The organism is Actinomadura napierensis (assembly GCF_039529375.1).
Taxonomy (GTDB): Bacteria; Actinomycetota; Actinomycetes; order Streptosporangiales; family Streptosporangiaceae; genus Spirillospora; species Spirillospora napierensis.
In genome coordinates, this window is record NZ_BAAAMR010000005.1 from 46972 (window position 1) to 64575 (window position 17604).

General features: G+C 73.1%; 11 protein-coding genes. 7 read left to right on the forward strand and 4 right to left on the reverse strand.

The annotated features are described in order from the left end of the window. Positions 1-25 precede the first annotated feature (25 nt). Positions 26-640 carry a TetR/AcrR family transcriptional regulator gene (locus ABD296_RS04805; protein WP_344261843.1) on the reverse strand — a complete coding sequence of 205 codons (615 nt, stop codon included), beginning with the start codon at positions 638-640 and terminating at the stop codon, positions 26-28. A 188-nt stretch (positions 641-828) separates the two neighbouring features. Between ABD296_RS04805 and ABD296_RS04810 the strand changes: the two genes are divergently transcribed. From ABD296_RS04810 to ABD296_RS04835, 6 genes are all read left to right on the forward strand, one after another. After that, positions 829-2448 carry an MFS transporter gene (locus tag ABD296_RS04810; RefSeq protein WP_344261845.1) on the forward strand — a complete coding sequence of 540 codons (1620 nt, stop codon included), beginning with the start codon at positions 829-831 and terminating at the stop codon, positions 2446-2448. 133 nt (positions 2449-2581) lie between these two features. Beyond that, positions 2582-3595, forward strand: coding sequence for a phosphotriesterase family protein (locus ABD296_RS04815; RefSeq protein ID WP_344261847.1), 1014 nt, complete (start codon positions 2582-2584; stop codon positions 3593-3595). Positions 3596-3620: 25 nt separating this feature from the next. Beyond that, entirely contained in the window at positions 3621-4577 is a 957-nt protein-coding gene (locus tag ABD296_RS04820) for a phosphotriesterase family protein (protein WP_344261849.1), read from the forward strand. A 13-nt stretch (positions 4578-4590) separates the two neighbouring features. Next, positions 4591-5724 carry an FAD-dependent monooxygenase gene (locus ABD296_RS04825; RefSeq protein WP_344261851.1) on the forward strand — a complete coding sequence of 378 codons (1134 nt, stop codon included), beginning with the start codon at positions 4591-4593 and terminating at the stop codon, positions 5722-5724. Between the two features lie 4 nt (positions 5725-5728). Then, positions 5729-6649, forward strand: coding sequence for an alpha/beta hydrolase (locus ABD296_RS04830; RefSeq protein ID WP_344261853.1), 921 nt, complete (start codon positions 5729-5731; stop codon positions 6647-6649). Between the two features lie 38 nt (positions 6650-6687). Beyond that, positions 6688-9360: a CocE/NonD family hydrolase gene (locus tag ABD296_RS04835; RefSeq protein ID WP_344261855.1), complete on the forward strand. Its 2673-nt coding sequence runs from the start codon at positions 6688-6690 to the stop codon at positions 9358-9360. On the opposite strand, the gene ABD296_RS04840 is transcribed toward ABD296_RS04835, so the two are convergent. Beyond that, a complete protein-coding gene (locus ABD296_RS04840) occupies positions 9341-10366 on the reverse strand; it encodes a saccharopine dehydrogenase family protein (protein ID WP_344261857.1) in 1026 nt (341 codons plus the stop codon). The genes ABD296_RS04835 and ABD296_RS04840 overlap by 20 nt on opposite strands. Before the next feature lie 107 nt (positions 10367-10473). On the opposite strand from ABD296_RS04840, the gene ABD296_RS04845 reads away from it, so the two are divergent. Then, positions 10474-11436, forward strand: a complete 963-nt coding sequence (locus tag ABD296_RS04845; protein WP_344261859.1) for a helix-turn-helix domain-containing protein — start codon at positions 10474-10476, stop codon at positions 11434-11436. Between the two features lie 17 nt (positions 11437-11453). On the opposite strand, the gene ABD296_RS04850 is transcribed toward ABD296_RS04845, so the two are convergent. Beyond that, on the reverse strand, positions 11454-11858 hold the full coding sequence (locus ABD296_RS04850; protein ID WP_344261861.1) for a hypothetical protein: 405 nt from the start codon (positions 11856-11858) through the stop codon (positions 11454-11456). Between the two features lie 106 nt (positions 11859-11964). After that, entirely contained in the window at positions 11965-17448 is a 5484-nt protein-coding gene (locus ABD296_RS04855; RefSeq protein ID WP_344261863.1) for an ATP-binding protein, read from the reverse strand. Positions 17449-17604: the final 156 nt, after the last annotated feature.

Sequence of the window (17604 nt, forward strand, 5' to 3'; positions counted from 1 at the left end):
CGGGGCGGCCCGGGCGGCCGGGCGGTCAGTGCGCGCCGAGCAGGCCGAACCAGCTGTCGGTCAGCTCCTCGAGCATCTGCTCGCGGGTCAGCTTCCAGTCGGCGCCGGCCCAGTTCTGGGCCACGTAGTCGAGCTGGGCCATCGCCAGGACCCCGCGGAAGTGCCGCTGGTGCGGCTCGAAGCGCCCGGCGGCGGCGAGCCCGTCCTCGACGTCGCTGATCGCCTCCTCCAGCCAGCGCTCCACGAGGTTGCGCAGCTCCGGCTCCGCGGCGGCGGCGTCGCGGCCGATCCGGATGAGGGGGTGGATCGCCGGCCACCGCTGCGAGGTCTCGCCGAGCCAGGCCGCGATCGCCTCGCGGCCGCCGTCCTTCACCGCCGCCACCAGGTCCAGCGCCGTCGACCCGTGCTCCGGGGACCTGCTGCGCCGCAGCACCTCGTTGAGGCGTTCGGCGATGAGCGCCTTCATCAGTTCGCTCTTCGACGGGAAGTGCGCGTAGAAGGTGACCCGCGTGGTTCCGACCGCGCCGGCGATGTCCTCGACGGTCGTGGCGAGGTAGCCCTTGCCCGCGAACAGCTCGAGCCCGGCGTCGAGGAGCATCCGCCGGGTCATTTCCTTCTGTGCTTCGCGCAGGCTCGCCACACGGCAACCCTAGCGCACGCGTCAGCCCTCCTATCGCGTAACCAGTTCGACATACGTACAGGTCATTCACTTGACGCAATGTAAATCAATATGGCACTGTGCCCGCACGACGGGTGACCTCACTCACACCGACGGCTCGCGCCGCGGACCCGTGAGAGCGGACCGCCCCGCGAAACCAAGGAGTCCCCATGGCCCAGAGGCCGTTGCCCGGCGCGCGCACGCCGGGCCACATCCCGACGGTGGTCGCCGGCTGCTTCGCCGTGCTGCTCGCACAGGTGGCGTACTCGCTGCCCGGAGCCCTCAACGGAACCTTCCAGCAGGAGTTCGGGACCACCGGGTCGCAGCTCACCTGGATCACCGCCGCGTTCGCCATCCCGATGGTCGTGCTGGAGCTGACCACCGGCGTGATCGGCGACCTGTTCGGCCGCAAGCGGCTCCTCCAGCTCGGCGCGGGCCTCACCGTGGCCGGGTCGCTGGTCTGCTGCCTGGCCGGCACGGTCCAGGTGATGTGGGCCGGCCAGGTCGTCGCCGGCCTCGGCGCGGCGGTCCTCTACCCGATCTCGCTGGCGATGATCGCGGCCATCGCGCCGGACCAGGAGGAGCGGGCGAAGGCGATCGCCCTGTGGGCGGGCTTCCTGTCCATCGGCGCCGCCATCTCCCCGCTGCTCGGCGGCGCCTTCGCCGAGAACGGCGGCTGGCGCGGCGCGTACGCCGTCGTCATCGGCGCCGCCGTGCTGTCCTTCGTGATCACCTTCGCGGCGACCGACTCCGCCGCCCCCGAGGGCCGCCGGCTCGACCTCCCCGGCCAGGTCACGCTCGCGCTCGGGCTCGTCGCCCTGCTGTTCGCCGCCACGCAGGGGTCCGAGAGCGGCTTCGCCCGGCCGGAGATCCTCACCGCGTTCGCCGCCGGCGTCGTGCTGCTGGCCGCGTTCGTCGCGGTCGAGCTGCGGACGGACGTGCCGCTGCTGAACCTGCGGCTGTTCGCGAACCGCGCGTACGCGATCGTCGCGATCGCCACGGTCGTGGGCATGTTCGCGTTCCTGGCCATCTGCTACTCCATGAGCATCTGGCTCGGCGCCGTCCAGCACCAGAGCGCGCTCAAGATCGGCGTGCTGTTCCTGTTCATCCAGGGCCCGGCCTTCCTGTTCGTGCCGGTCGTCTCGCGGCTCATCCGCAGGGTCTCGCCGCGCTGGGTGCTGTCCGGGGGCTTCGCGCTGATGGCGATCGCGGGCGTGTGGTGCTCGACGTTCGACATCGCCGACATGAGCTGGACCCGGTTCATCGCCCCGCTGACGCTCCTCGGCTGCGGCTTCGCGCTGACGGTCGGCTCCATCACCGCCGTCGCGATCAACACGGTGCCCGTCCGGCTCGCCGGCATGGCCAGCGCCACGACGAACCTGCTGCGCGACTTCGGGTTCGCGCTCGGCCCGGTCCTCATCGCCGCGCTCGCGATCAACAAGGCCAACGACTCCGTGCTGTCCGGCCTCGGCCGGGCGATCGGCGCCTCCGGCCTGCAGGCGCCGTACTCCGGCGTCGCCGGCGGCATCGCCCACGAGGGCGGCGCCATGGCGATCAACTCGATGCCCGTCGTGCCGGGCGCCGGGCCGGCCGCCCGGCCGGTGCCGATGCCGCAGCAGCTGCACCAGCTCGCCTTCGAGTCGCTGGGCAGCGCCTACAACACCGCCTTCCTCGTCGCGGGGCTGTGCGCCGCGGCGGCGGGGGTGCTGACGCTGGTCGGCCTGTTCGGCCACGGCGAGGCCGCGGCCCAGGCGGACGGCACCGAGTCGCCCGATCTGGTCGCCGCCTGACGGCGCGCCGGTACGATCGAATCGCTTACATTGTGAATGATTAGTTAACATGGCGCAAAGCGAGATGGCCCGCTCCGGACGACCCCGCGCGCACCACGCCGCGCTGACAGGACGCCGACGAAAGGAACTGCCGATGACCGGCGCACAGACCGCCGAAAGCAGCAAGGGCGGCACCGCCGACGGCGGCACCGTCAACACCGTCCTCGGTCCCGTGCCGGCGGACGACCTGGGGAACGTCGCGGTCCACGAGGCCCTGCTCTCCGTGGTGCCGGGCGCCGAGCACGCCTTCGACGTGACCATGGACCGCGCCGAGATCTTCGAGGCCCTGGCCGGGAAGCTGGCGGAGTTCCGCGACCGCGGCGGGCGGACCATCGTCGACAGCACGGGCATGTTCCACGGCCGCGACGTGCGGCTTTACGAGGCGCTCTCGCGGTCGACCGGGGTGCACATCGTCGCGTCCACCGGCATGGGGCCCGAGGAAATGCTCGGCGGCTACTTCCTGACGCCGCAGACCAACCCGCCGACACCGTGGCCCGCGGAGAAGTTCGCCGACCTGTTCACCAAGGAGATCACCGAGGGCATGGTGGTCCCGAGCGTGGAGCGGCGGGGCGCCGCCGGCCTCGTGGCCACCGCCGCGACCTGCGCGGGCATGACCGCGACCGACGAGAGCCTGTTCCGCGGCGCGGCCCGCACCGCCCTGGCCACCGGCGTCCCGGTCTCGATCCGCTACGGGAACGACGCCGTGCACGACCTCGACGTCGTCCTGGACGAGAAACTCCCGGCCGACCGCGTCGTCGTCGGCGGGCTCGACCGCCGGGACGCCGTCGCCGCGGGCGCGCCGCTCGAGATCGCCCGCCGCGGGGCCTACGTCGCGATCGACCACGTGGGCCTGAACGACGACGGCGCCCACATCACCGACCGCGAGCGCGCCGCCCTGGTGCTCGACCTCGTGGCGGCCGGCCACGGCGAACGGATCCTGCTGTCGGGCAACGCGATCGGCGTGGCGAGGGGACGGCCCGCCTACGACCTGCCGTTCGGCCACGTCCTCTCGGCGTTCGTTCCCCTGCTGAGGTCCCTGGGGCTCGGCGACGAGGACGCCCGGCGCATCGTCGCCGGCAACCCGCGCGACCTGCTGACCGTGCGCTGATCTTCTGAGGTTTGGAGCGAGACGAATGTCGAGGGTGAACACCGTCCTGGGGCCGATTCCCGCGGAGGAGCTGGGAGTCGTCGCCGTCCACGAGCACATCGGGTACGGCATGCCCGGCTCGGAGCTGGACACCAAGTGGTGGAAGACGCCGGAGGAGCGGTACGCGGAGACCGTCCCGAAGCTGCGCAGGTTCCACGAGTACGGCGGCGGGACGTTCGTCGACGTGACCGGCATCTGCAACGGCCGCGACGTCGACCACTACAGGTCGCTGTCGGCGAAGACCGGCGTCCACATCGTCGCCTGCACGGGCTTCGTCGGCGGCGACACCGCGCTGCCGTTCTTCGCCCGGGCGGACGTCGGCTACCTGGCCCGGCACTTCGTCCACGAGATCACCGTGGGCATCGGCGGCACCGGCGCCCGCGCCGGCGTCATCAAGGTCGGCGTGAGCCGCGGCGGGCGCATGACGGACCTGGACAAGCGCATCTACCGGGCGGCGGCCCGCGCCTCCAAGGCCACCGGCGCCGGCATCCTGACCCACCTGGCCATCGACGCCGAGAACGCCATCGCGATCTTCAACGAGGAGGGGCTCCCCCTCGACCGCGTGCTCTTCGGGCACGTGGACGACGGCGTCAACGCCGGCAAGACCCGCGACACCTGGATCGCCGACCAGGGCGGCCGGATCGGGTTCGACACCTTCGGCTACGAGACCGAGCTCCCGGACCCGCCGTTCTGGGCGCGCCCGCGCAAGGAGCGCCTCGACCACTTCCTCCGGTTCATCGGCGGCGAGGGACGCCTCGGGCAGGTGCTCGCCTCCGCCGACGCCAACTGCAGCCCGCTGGGCTGGCCGGGCGTCCGGGGCCACACCGTCAACTACATCTTCGAGGACCTCATCCCGGACCTCCGCGCCGCCGGGCTCGACGACGCCGCCATCAGGACGGTCTTCGTCGACAACCCCGCCGACTTCCTCTCCCTCAAGCACTGACAAGGACAGAGCCATGCAGTCCTCGGACCTGAAGAAACTGAACATCGCCGTCGTCGGCGCGGGGTACGGCGGCGCCGCCGCGGCCAAGGCGCTGAGCCTGCTCGGCGCCACCGTCACCGCCTACGAGCAGGCGGGCCGGATCCGCGAGGTCGGCGCCGGCATCGGCCTGCGCCCGTCCACCATGGACCGGTTCCGCCGGTGGGGCGTCGTCGGAGCGATCCAGAAGGTCAGCTCCCCGAGCGACTACTTCGAGATCCTCACCGGCACCGGCGAGCCGATCATGCGGGAGGCCTGGCCGGAGATCGACGTCTTCGGCCTGAAGACCCACCTGATCCACCGCGGCGACTTCATCGAGGCGCTGCTGTCGGTGCTGCCCGAGGGCATGGTCCGCCTCGGCCACAAGCTCGAGAGGATCGAGGACAAGGGCGACAGGAGCGTCCTGACCTTCACCAACGGCACCACCGTCGAAGCGGACCTGGTCATCGGGGCCGACGGCATCAAGTCGGTCGTCCGCGAGCAGCTGTTCTCCGCCAAGGAGCCGGTGTTCTCCGGCGAGCACGCCTACCGCGCCGTCATCGACGCCGGCGACGCCTACGGCATGGTCGTGGACGACAACCTGCGGATGTACATCGGCCGGGGCACGAAGGTCTACCTCCTGCCGCTGCGCCACCGCGACCAGGTCTCCTTCGACATCACCGCGCTGTGCCCGGACGGCACCTGGGCGCCGGCCGTCACCAAGGACGACCTGCTCAGGACGGTCGAGGGCTTCGACGAGCGGATCGTGAACATCGTCCGCGACCTCGACATGGAGACCGTCAACTGCCGCGCGGTCTACGACATCGACCCGATCGACCGCTGGCACTCGGGCTCCGTCGTCCTGCTCGGGGACGCGGCGCACTCGATGCTGCACCACCACGGCCAGGGCGCGAACTCCGCGATCCTGGACGCCGGGGTCCTCGCCGACTCCCTCCGGGAGGCGGGCTCGGTCGGCGAAGCGCTCGCGCTCTACCAGGCGGCCCGCAAGCCGGTGACCGACGAGTTGCAGCGCGTCTCCCGGCAGGGCTGGACGGAGGACGAGGTCAACGACGTCTTCCCGAGCCAGAAGCCCGCGTCGCAGCAGCCCGCCTCGCAGGGCGCGGAGGTCTGACGCCATGCCACTGCATCCCGAGATCGCCAAGGCCCTCGCCGCCATGCCGGCGCCGCCTCCCGGACCGCTGAACCCGGAGGCGATGCGCGCCGGCGAGGAGTCGCAGGTTCCGCCCGTGGCCGACCGCCTGCCGCTGCACTCCGTCGAGGACCTCACCGCGCACACTGCCGCCGGAAACGTCCCGCTGCGGGTCTACACGCCGGACGAGGCCGACGCGTACGGCCTGCTGGTCTACTTCCACGGCGGCGCGTTCTTCCTCGGCAGCCTGGAGACGCACGACCATGTCGCGCGCTCCTTGGCCAAGGAGACCGGGCTCAAGGTCGTCTCCGTCGGCTACCGGCGGGCGCCCGAGCACGCCTTCCCGGCCGGTCTCGACGACTGCTATGCGGCTGTCCGGTGGGCCGCCGAGAACGGCGAGGCCCTGGGCTGGGACAGTACGACGCTGGCCCTCGCGGGCGACAGCTCCGGCGGCACGTTCGTCGCCGCCGTCTCCGGCATGGCGCGCGACGACGGCTTCGACCGGATCACCCACCAGGTGATGTTCTACCCGTCGCTCGACCTGGACTTCGACGTCGACCGCTACGCGTCGCTGCGGGACAACGCCGTCGGCTACGGGCTGGAGACGGCCGGGCTCAAGCCGTTCAACGCCTTCTACATCGACAGCGGCGCCGACCCGGCGGACCCCCGCGTCTCCCCCATCAAGCGGGCGGACCTCGCCGGGCTCCCGCCCGCGCTGATCATCACCGGGGAGCTCGACCCGCTGCGGGACGAGGGCGAGCTGTACGGCCGGAGGCTGCAGGACGCCGGCGTGGACGCGACCGTCAGCCGGTACGCCGGTGCGGGGCACGGGTTCGTGCAGCACTTCTCGTGGATCCCCGAGTACCACCGGGCCTACGCGGAGACCCGCGACTTCCTCGCCCGCTGACCGCGCCGCGCCGCGCCGCACAGTTCGTAAGGAGAGCCATGTCCACTGTGAGAGTCCATCCCCTGGTCTCGCCGTGGGGCCGGTTCGGTCTCTACAGCTTCTTCATCGACGCGCCGGAGCCGGCCATCGTCGACACCGGCATCGCCTCGTCCCCCGCCGAGGGCATGGCCCCGGCGCTGGAGGCCATCGGCCGCAGGATCGAGGACGTCCGCTGGATCCTGCTGACCCACGGCCACATCGACCACGTCGGCGGGGCCCATGCCCTGTGGGAGCTGACCGGCCGGCGCGCGCAGGTCGTGATCCACGAGGCCGACGCGCCGCTGCTGCGCTCGCGCCGGGCCCACGTGGACGAGTACCTCGCCGGCCGGGGCCGGTACCTGGACGACCCCGAAGGCGAGGCGAAGGTGACCGACGCGGCCAACACCGTCATCTCCGGCGAGATGGAGCCGACCATGCTCGTCAAGGGAGGCGAGACGATCCCCCTCGGCGGGGACGTCACCGTCTCCGTCCACTCGATTCCCGGCCACACGCCGGGATCGGTCGCCTATGTCGTCGACGGGCAGCGCTCCGTCTTCGTCGGCGACGCGGTCCAGGTGCACGGGGCCGCCAACGGCTTTCCCGGCTTCGAGGACCCGGTCGCCTACCGCGCGAGCCTGGAGTACCTGCGCGACGAGATACGTCCGCAGCACCTTTACCTGGGCCACCCGTACCGCCGCACCGACGGCACGCCGTACGGCGTCGAACTCGACGCGGAGCAGGCCGCCGAAGCACTGCGCGAGAGCCTCGACGTCGAGGGCCGGGTCGGCAGGGCCGCCCACGACTGCCTGTGCGCGGGCCTCCGGGAGACCGACTCGGCGTACTCCCCCTTCGCGCCCGTGGCGCAGGAGGTCGGCTACACCGCCGATCCCACGCTGGAGCCGTCGCCGTTCTTCACGTCGATGCACGGCTACCGCACGCACTTCAACCAGACAGGGAGCTTCGCAGCCATGGCTGACTTCCGGACCATCCAGGCGGGCCTGGACGAGATCGCCGTCCGCAAGGACCTCCGCGTGCCGATGCGCGACGTGGTCACGCTGGCGGCCGACGCCTACCAGGGCGTCGACGACGAGCCCCGTCCGGCACTCGTGGCGCTCAGCCCGTACGGCAAGGAGTTGCAGGCCCTCGCGCTCACGACGCCGCCGCAGCGGCGCCCCAGCCCGATGTGGGACGGCTGCATCGAGGCGGGTGACATCGCGCGCGTCGTCAAGGAGGGGTACGTCCACGTCATCGGCGACCTGCGCGGCTCCGGCGCGTCCGAGGGCGAGCACATCGGCAACTACAACGCAGGCGGCGTCTCCCTCGGCCAGGACGCGTACGACTTCATCGAGTGGGTCGCGGCGCAGCCGTGGTGCGACGGCAACGTCGGCATGATCGGCATCTCCTACTTCGGCTCCATGCAGGTCCTGGCGGCGGCCGAGCGTCCGCCGAGCCTCAAGGCGATCTTCGTCAGCGGCGGCCACTACGACTTCTACGAGACCACCTACCACGGCGGCGTCATGTGGTTCATGCCGCGCGCCGCCCGCGAGGGCCGCGGCGGCGACTCCGGCTGGGCGTTCACCGACCGCGTCAAGTCCCGCATGCTGGAGACCTGCTCCCCCGAGGAGATCAGGGAGCGCGTCGCGAGGCGGCTCGAAGACCCCGACGTGGCCGCCTGGCCGAACCTCGTCCACGTGCTGAACTACCCGAAGAACCACGAGGCCTGGTTCGACATCGTGATGAACGAGGTCGACGGCGAGTGGTACGAGGAGCGCAACCCCGTCACGCTCGCGCCGAACATCGACATCCCCGTCTGGCTGCAGATCGACCAGGGCCGCGGCTGGACGATGGACGGCACCATCGAGCTCTTCAACGCGCTGAAGGGCCCGAAGAAGCTCGACATCGGCCCGTACCCGCCGATGCAGTCGCGCCCCTTCATCGAGGAGCACGACAAGATGTTCCGCTGGTACGACCACTGGATCAAGGGCATCGACAACGGGGTCATGGACGAGCCCGCGGTGACCGTCCACGTCGAGGGCTCCCGCGAGTGGGTGACGGGCGCGCAGTGGCCGCCGAAGGACGTCGAGTACACCTCGCTCTACCTCCGCCCGCGCCGCAAGCTCTCCTTCGAGCCCGAGCTGATGGGCCCCGAGCACGCCGCCCCCGACGGCTTCTACCAGGCGCCGCTGACGGTGACCGACAAGGTGGAGACGCTGAGCTGGAGCACCGCCCCGTTCGACGAGCCGACCGAGATGATCGGCCAGGGCGCCGCGCACCTCTTCGCGGAGATCGACCAGCCCGACACGAACTTCATCCTGCGCATGTGGGACGAGGCCCCGACCGGCGAGCGGCAGCTCATCACGACCGCCTACCTCAAGGCCTCGCACCGCGAACTCGACGAGGAGCGCACCACCGAGGGCGACCCCCACCACTCGCACACCCGCGCGGTGCCGGTCGAACCGGGGAAGATCGAGGAGTACGTGCTGCGCGTCTACCCGTTCGCGGCGACGTTCCTGCCCGGCCACAAGCTGGTCGTGGAGCTCTCCAACGACGAGCCCCTGGCCGACGAGCACAACGCCCTGCTGCCGCCGGACGCGTTCCACCTCCCGGTCGGCCGCCCCGTCACGCACAAGATCTACCGCGACGCCGCCCACCCGTCCCGCCTCGTCCTCCCCTTCACGAAGCGCACGACCTAGACAGGTCGACGGAGATGTGGGGGGACAGGGCGCGGAGGAAGTCGGGGGCGTCGAAAATCTTGCCGGCGGACGCGGCGCCCGTCGTCTTGGTCCGGCCGGTGAGGAGGCGGTCGACCGCCTCCACGGCGAGCGGCGCGGTGACGGCGTAGATGTCGCGGCCCCTCGCCACCGCGCGCCGTTCGGTGCCGCCGGAGCGCACGACGACGTCGACGAGGAAGGTCTGCGCGGACCGCCCGCGCTCGTCGGCGGGGGCCGGGGCCGGGGTGTCCGGGTCCGCCAGGTCCCTGGCCGCCTCGACCGTCATGTAGGTGCGCACCTCGGGGACGGACAGGTGGCTGGGGACGGTGACGACGTCGGCCATGGCGAACTCCCCGATGACGGTCCGGGAGCCCATCGGGTCGGGGAAGGGCCATTCGAGGGTCGGCGCCTCGTCGTCGCGGTACTCCAGGCGGCCGCCGGCGTAGCGGACTCGCCGGCCGTTCCGGCGGCGGTGGGAGACGGCGCCCGCGGCGCGCGTCCCATGAGTGGGGTGCCAGCTGCTCAGCCCGTAGGCGACGTGCACCTCGTCGGCCTCCGTCCGGTCGCCCAGCGCGGCGGTGGCCAGCAGGTCGCCGAGGCCGCCGAAGAAGGCCATGGCCGGGACGACCGCCGTTCCGCCGGCGCGGTCCGCGAAGTGCGCGAGCGTGTCGGCGTTGGCCTCGATCTCGGCGGCCACGTCCACGTACGGGATCCCGGCGCGCAGGGCCGCCTCGATGACGGGCGCCGCCGTCGCGGCGAAGGGCCCGGCGCAGTTGATCACGGCCGCGGCGCCGGCCAGCGCGCGGTCGAGCGAGGCCGGGTCGTCGACCGAGGCCGGGCGCGCCTCCAGCCCCGAGCCGGACGCCAGGGCGTCCAGCCTGCCCGCGTCACGGCCGGACAGGATCGGGACGAATCCGCGCTCCTTCAGCTCGTCCACCACGAAACGTCCGGTGTGCCCGTACGCGCCGAACGCCGCGACCTTGTGCATGGGGTTTCTCCACCTCGTGACCTGCTTCGATCCGTCGTGGACATCCTGGCGAGCAGGGGCGTCCCGGCGCGAGTGTCCGTAACGCCATTACCCGTACAATTCCGGCCATGACCACTGTCGCGCTGGCCGCCGCCGAGGGAATGCTCCACTTCGAGCTGTCCATGGCGTACGAGGTCTTCGGCTCGAAACCGCCCAGCGTGCCCGGCCCCTGGTACGACCTCGTCGTCTGCGGAGAGGGGCCCGCGCGGGCCGGCCGATTCCGCCTGGAGCCCGATCACGGCCTCGACCGGCTGCCGTCCGCCGACACCGTGATCGTCCCGGGCTGGGACGTCGACATCGATCCGCCCGCCGGCCTGGTCGACGCGGTGCGCGCGGCCCACGAGGCGGGCGCGCGCGTGGCCTCCCTCTGCACGGGCGCGTTCGTGCTGGCCGCAGCGGGCCTGCTGGACGGACGGCGCGCCACCACCCACTGGGCGCACACCCGGGCCCTGGCCGAGCGCTATCCCCGGGTGGAGGTGGACCCTGACGTCCTCTACGTGGACAACGGCAGCGTGCTCACCTCCGCCGGCAAGGCCGCCGCCATGGACCTGTGCCTGCACCTCGTCCGCCTCGACCGCGGCTCCGCGATCGCGAACACGGTCGCCCGCCGCCTGGTCGTGCCGCCGCACCGGGACGGCGGCCAGGCCCAGTTCGTCACCGCACCGGTCCCGGCCCCGGGCGACCACCCGCTCGCCGGCCTGCTCCCCTGGGCGATCGAACGGCTGGACCGCCCGCTCACCGTGGCGGACCTGGCCCGCCGGGCGCGGATGAGCCCGCGCAACCTCGGCCGCCACTTCCGGGCGGTGACCGGCACCACCCCGCTGCAATGGCTGCTGGCCCAGCGGATCCGGCACGCGCAGCAGCTGCTGGAGACCACCGACGACGGCGTCGACGCCATCGCGGCGGCCACCGGCATGGGCACCGCCACGACGCTGCGCCGGCACTTCAACCGCACGGTCGGCGTCCCTCCGGACACCTACCGCCGCACCTTCCGCTCGCGCGCGGCCGGACACCCCGCTCCCGCGCCCTGATCACCGGACGGCCGGGCTCAGTCCCTCGTCGCGTCTCCGGGACTGTCGCTGGCGCCCGTGCCCATGTGCCGGACGCGCCGCTCGACGCCCTTCCTGGCGCCGTCGGTGCCCGGCACCGCGTGCCCGAGGAGGTCTCCGCCGTCCCCGCTCGCGCCCGTGCCGACGTGCCCGATGCGCCGCCGGACGTCCGCCCGGGCGTCCTCGATGCCGGGGCCCGCGTCCGGAGGCGCGCCTCCGACGTGGTCGTCGCCGCCCGTGCCCATGTGCCGGACGCGCCGCTCGACGTCGGTCTCGGCGCCGCCGGCGCCCGGGGCGGCGTCCGCCCCGAGCGTCCCGCGGGCACCGCTCGCGCCGGTGCCGACGCGCTGGACGCGCCGCCGGACGTCCGTCTCGGCGTCCGCCCTGCCGGGTCCGTCGTTCATCTCCCGCTCCCCCCATCGGCGCGCCGCCGCCAGGCCGGCGGCACAATCCGCTGGTACCCGGCTGACCAGGGCACATGCGTCCGGCGCGGCCGAAGGGGGGCCGGGCTCACACCGGATGGGACCCGATGGCCTCGATGATCCGCGGGCGCAGGTCCGCCGCGCCGATGACGGCGTCGACCGAGCCGACCTCGACGGCGCGCCGGATGTCGTGCACCCGGTCGAACTCCGCGGCCACCTCGCCGAGCTTCTCCGCGCGGACCGAGGAGCGCAGCTCGTCCAGTTCCGCGGTCAGCGTGGCGGCCTGGACCGGGCCGGTGGCCGCCGCGACGCGGCCCTCCAGGTCCCGCACGCGCGGGTCGGCGGCGGTGCGGGCGTCGACGTCCCGGCTGAACACCGCCGCGGCGGCCGGGGCGCCGCCGAGCACCGAGGCGAACGAGCCCTCCAGCGCGAACACGGTCATGTTCGGGTTCAGCGCCTTGGAGAACACGACGAACGCGCCGCCGTGGTACCGGGAGATCACGCAGAACACGATGGGGCCGCGGAAGTTCACGATCGCGCGGCCGATCTCGGCGCCGTACTCCAGCTGGAGCTTGCGCATCGACTCCGGCGAGCCGTCGAAGCCCGACAGGTTCGCCAGCACCACCAGCGGCCGGTTGCCGCTGGCCGCGTTGATCGCCCGCGCCGCCTTCTTCGACGACCGGGGGAACAGCGTGCCCGCGGTGTAGGCGTCCGGGCCGTCGGTGGGCGGGAAGCCGCGCCGCGGCACCGCCCGCGACTCGATGCCGAGCAGGCACACCGGCATGCCGCCGAGATGCACGTCCTGGACCACCGCGGTGTCCGCGTCGGCCATCCCCGCCCAGCGCTCCAGCACCGGGTGGTCCTGGTCGGACAGCGCCCGCATCACGGTCCGGATGTCGAACGGCTTCTTGCGGTCCGGGTTGGCCGCGGCGGAGAAGATCTCGCCGACGGTGGCGAAGTCGCTGCCCTCCACGACGTGCGGGAAGTCGGAGACGTCCCGGTCGACGGGGTCGGTCGTGACGGCCGGGCGCGGCGCCTGCTCGCCGGGCGCGACGTAGGTGTGGTCGTAGTGCGCCATCAGGATGTCCCGGGCGGCGGTCAGGTTCGGCGCCCAGTACTGCGCCTGCCCGTTCGGGCCCATGACCCGGTCGTAGCCGCCGATGCCGAAGTTGTCCTCGGCCGACACGCCGCCGGAGAAGTCGAGCGCCTGCTTGCCGGTCAGCACCATCGCCGAGTCCGGCGTCATCACGAGGACGCCCTTGGTGTGCATCAGCATCGTCGCCTCGGCGTTCCAGTACGGCTGGGCGCCGACGTTGATGCCCGCGACCACGATGTTGATCTCGCCGCCGTCCTGGGTGAACTCGACGATCCGCTTGAGCGCCGCGGCCACCCAGTCCATGTTCTCGGTGCCCGACTCCATGGAGATCCGGGCGCCGGCGGACAGCGCGTACCACTCCAGCGGCACCCGCATCCGCTCGGCGAGGTCCAGCGCGGCGATCACGCGGCGGCACTCCGGCTCCGACAGCGCGCCGAGCGCCTTGGTCGGGTCGCCGAGCAGCACGACCCGGGTGACGCCCTCCGGGTGCCGCTCGGTCCGCGTGGTGACGACGCCCGCGACCATCGCGGCGGTGTTGCGTCCCTTCGGCCGGGCGACGGGCACCAGCGCGTGGTCCTCATCGAGGTCGTGCTCGACGAAGTCGCCCAGCATCCCGGTCAGCTCGTACGGGTAGACCGTGTTGCGGGCGCTCGCGCGCAGCACCTTCTGCCGGTAGCCGTCGACCGGTTCGATCGCCTCGTCCGAGGGCTCCCCGATGGTCAGTTCGGCGCCGCCGGCGGCGTCGAAGGACAGCCGCACCGCGATCTTGGTCAGCTCGCCGGTGCTCCGGTCGCGCTGCCGGCCGATGAGCAGGATCTCCTCCAGCCCGGCGCCCGCGGTCGTCGGCAGCACGCGCCCGACGATCGTCTCCAGCTCCGCGCGGGTGAGGTCGATCGGCGGCCAGACGTACAGCACGATCCGGTTGGTGTTGAAGCGGTTCTTGGACGGCCGCCGCGACTGCGCGCGGCGGATCGAGTCGAGGCAGGTGGCGATGGAGTACTCGGCCATCGGCAGCGTGGCGAGCCGGCCCTCGTTGTCGCGCAGCTCGGTCAGGTCCCGCACCTGCGCGAACGCGACGAGGCGGTCGTCGGACGGGTTCTCCCGCGCCACGCACTGGAAGAGGTAGACCTCCTCGTCCGCCGACGGCAGCCGGGTGAGGTCGAACCTGCTCAGCCGCTCCAGCTGCATCCGCTGCGCGATGTGCGGGTGCAGCCCGCGGATCAGCCGCTCCTCGGCCATGCCGGTGGTGGACGGGCGGAACGTGAAGTGGTGGTGCATCACGTCGCCGGCGCTGCCCGCGACGGTGGCGGTGAGCCGGCGGACCTGCCGTGGCAGCGGGTGCTCGGCGATGACCTCCTGCAGCGCCGCCGCCATCGCGTCGAAGTCCTCGGGCTGGTTCTCCCAGGCGAGGTAGACGTCGGCGTCGAGGGCGTCCTCGCCGCCCGCCAGCCCGACGAGCCCGTGCAGGACGTCGCCCAGCGACTCGAACCGCACCGCGGCGGACACCAGGGACGATCCGGCGCGCTCGGCGACCACGAACCGGCAGCCCGCGGCGTCGCCGTCCCCGCAGGGGACGACCACGGTGCGGACGCCGGTGAGGCCCTTGTTGCCGTAGTACCGCCGGGTCAGCACCTCCAGCATGACCGAGTTGTCCTGGTCGTGGCGGACGAGCCGCTGCCCGAGCAGCCGCACCAGCGGCTCGGTGCTGCGCACCATCTCGGCGATGCGCTCGGCGCGGTCGGGGGCGTCGGGGTGCGCGTCCAGGTGGCGCAGGTGCCGGCGGACGCCGGCGTAGACGCGGGCGCGGTTGCGGCGCAGCAGCGGCTGGGCGAACCAGGCGAACACCACACCGCACGCGAGGTCGTAGACGACGGGGAAGCGCACCTGCGCCGCGGCGACCAGCCGTTCCAGGGCGAGGCCGACGGGCTCGCGCAGCGCCTCGTCCGGCGGCGGCTCCTGCAGCCACGCGCGCAGCAGCGCCAGCACGACCGCGGCGTCGGCGGACGCGCGCTGCTGGGCGAGGAAGATCCGGAACACCGCGGCCTCGAGCTCGGGCGTGCGGTCCAGGTCGGTGACCCCGTAGTGCCCGAGCGCGTTGGCGAGCTTGGCCTGGAACGCCTCCGGCAGCCCGGCGCGCTCGACGTCGAGGCTCTGCAGGTAGGTGTGGAAGTACTCGCGGGCGCTGTGCACGTGGCCGCCGTCGGCGCCGTCGCCGGCGGCCGGGGCGTCGCGGCTCAGCTCGGCGAGGTCGGCGAACACCTCGACCAGCGCGAGCTCGGCGGCCAGCGGGCGGCGGCCGTCCGCGGCGTCGGCGCGGCCCGCGGCGAGGTAGTCGTCCAGGGCCCGGCGCTCGTCGTGCGGGTCGGCGTCGAAGCCCAGCAGCCGGCAGCGCAGGTCCTCCAGGGCGCGGGCGGCGCGCTCCGCCGCCGGGATCTCCCCCGGCGCGGCGGGCAGGTCCAGCTCGACGGTGCCGGTGGCGGCCTCCTCGGCCTCGGCGGCGTCGGCGAGCGGCTCCAGCCGCAGCAGCGGCGCGCCCGTCTCCACCTGGCCGCCGACGGAGACGAGGCACTCCTTCAGCCGCGCCTTGAACGGCGCGCGCAGCACCGTCTCCATCTTCATGCTCTCCAGCACCAGCACCGGCGCGCCGGCCTCGACCTCGCCGCCGACCTCCAGCGGCGTCGCGACGACCAGCGCGGGCGCGGGCGAGCGGACGACGCCGCCCTCGTCGCGGCTGACCCGGTGCGTCACGCCGTCCACCTCGACCAGGTGGACCGGCCCGTGCGTGCCGGTGACCAGGCGGTACCGAGCGCCGTTGACCACGATCTGCCCGGTGTGCCGGTCGAAGCGGTCGAGCTCGACGACGGCGGTGCGGACCTCGCCGTCGCCCGCCTCGATGCCGGCGCGGAACCGCTGCGCGCCGATCCGCGCGACGCGCACCCGGTAGCCGGCGCCGCGCAGCTTGAGCTCCAGCGGCCGGCCGCTCTCGTGCCGGACCTGCGGGCGCCCGCCCGACGCCGTCGACAGCAGCTGCCCGCGCCCGGCGGCCTCCTCCACCTCGTAGGCCTCGATGGCGGCGGCCGCGAGCGCGACGGCGGAGTGGCGGTGCGAGACGAGGTCGCCCTCGGCGCGGACGCGGTCGATCCAGCCGGTGTCGGCGCTGCCGTCGATCACCTCGGGCCGGTCGAGGAGGTCGAGGACGAAGCTCTTGTTGGTGGCGCCGCCCTCGATGATCACGGTGGTCGCGGCCATCGCGCGGCGCAGCCGGCCGAGCGCCTCGCCGCGGTCGCGGCCGTAGGCGATGATCTTGGCGATCATCGAGTCGAAGTCGGCGGGGATGGTGTCGCCCTCGCTGACGCCGGTGTCGACCCGGACGCCCGGGCCCGCCGGGAGGTCCAGCCGGGCGATGCGGCCCGGGGACGGGGCGAAGTCGCGGTCGGGGTCCTCGGCGTTCAGCCGGGCCTCGATCGCATGCCCGCGCTCGGCGGGCGGCGCGCCCTCCAGCCGTCCGCCGGACGCCACGTGCAGCTGCGCCCTGACCAGGTCGAACCCGGTGGTGGACTCGGTGATCGGGTGCTCGACCTGCAGCCGGGTGTTGACCTCCAGGAACGCCAGCAGGTCGTCGCCGGGGTGGTAGAGGAACTCCACGGTCGCCGCGCCGCGGTAGCCGACCGCGACCGCCAGCCGCTCGGCGGACGCCTTGAGCTCGGCGGCCCGCGCGGGGGGCAGCACCGGCGACGCCGACTCCTCGATGATCTTCTGGTTGCGGCGCTGCACCGAGCAGTCGCGCACGCCGAGCGCCCACGCGCTCTCGCCGTCGGCGATCACCTGGACCTCGACGTGCCGGGCGCCGGTGACCAGGCGCTCCAGGAACACCACGCCGCTGCCGAACGCGCGCGCGGCCTCCTGGCTGGTGCGCTCGTAGGCGTCGTCCAGTTCGGCCTCGCTGGTGATCACCCGGATGCCGCGCCCGCCGCCGCCCGCGGTCGCCTTGAGCATCAGCGGGTAGCCGATCCGGGCCGCCGCCGCCCGGGCGGCCTCCAGGGTCTCGACCGCGCCGCGGCTCCACGGCGCGACCGGCACGCCGACCTCCTCGGCGATCAGCTTCGCGCCGATCTTGTCGCCGAGCCGGCGCATCGCGTCCGCGCTCGGCCCGACGAAGGCGACGCCGATCGTCTCGCACAGCTCCGCGAACGCCGGGTCCTCCGCGACGAAGCCCCACCCGACCCACGCGGCGTCGGCCCCGGTCTCCACGAGGGCGCGCTCCAGCGCCTTCAGGTCCAGGTACGGGCGCGCGGACGCGGGGCCGAGGTCGTAGGACAGGTCCGCCTCGCGGACGAAGGTGGCCGTGCGGTCCACGTCGGTGTACAGGGCGACGGTCTCGATCCGCGTCCCGGTCTCGGCGGCGATGTCCCGTACGGCGTGGATGAGCCGCATGGCGGCCTCACCACGATTGACGATGGCGACACGACTGAACACCCGTCCGAGCCCTCCTGTAGACCACGATGTGCGCCGGGAAACGACGGCTCTCGGCTGTGCCCACCCTTCCGGTTACCCGCTGGTAGCTCCATGTCGCTGACATCGCATGCTGCGCCGCCGGAGTTGTGGGAATCGTGCAAAGCCCCCTCGGCCGGC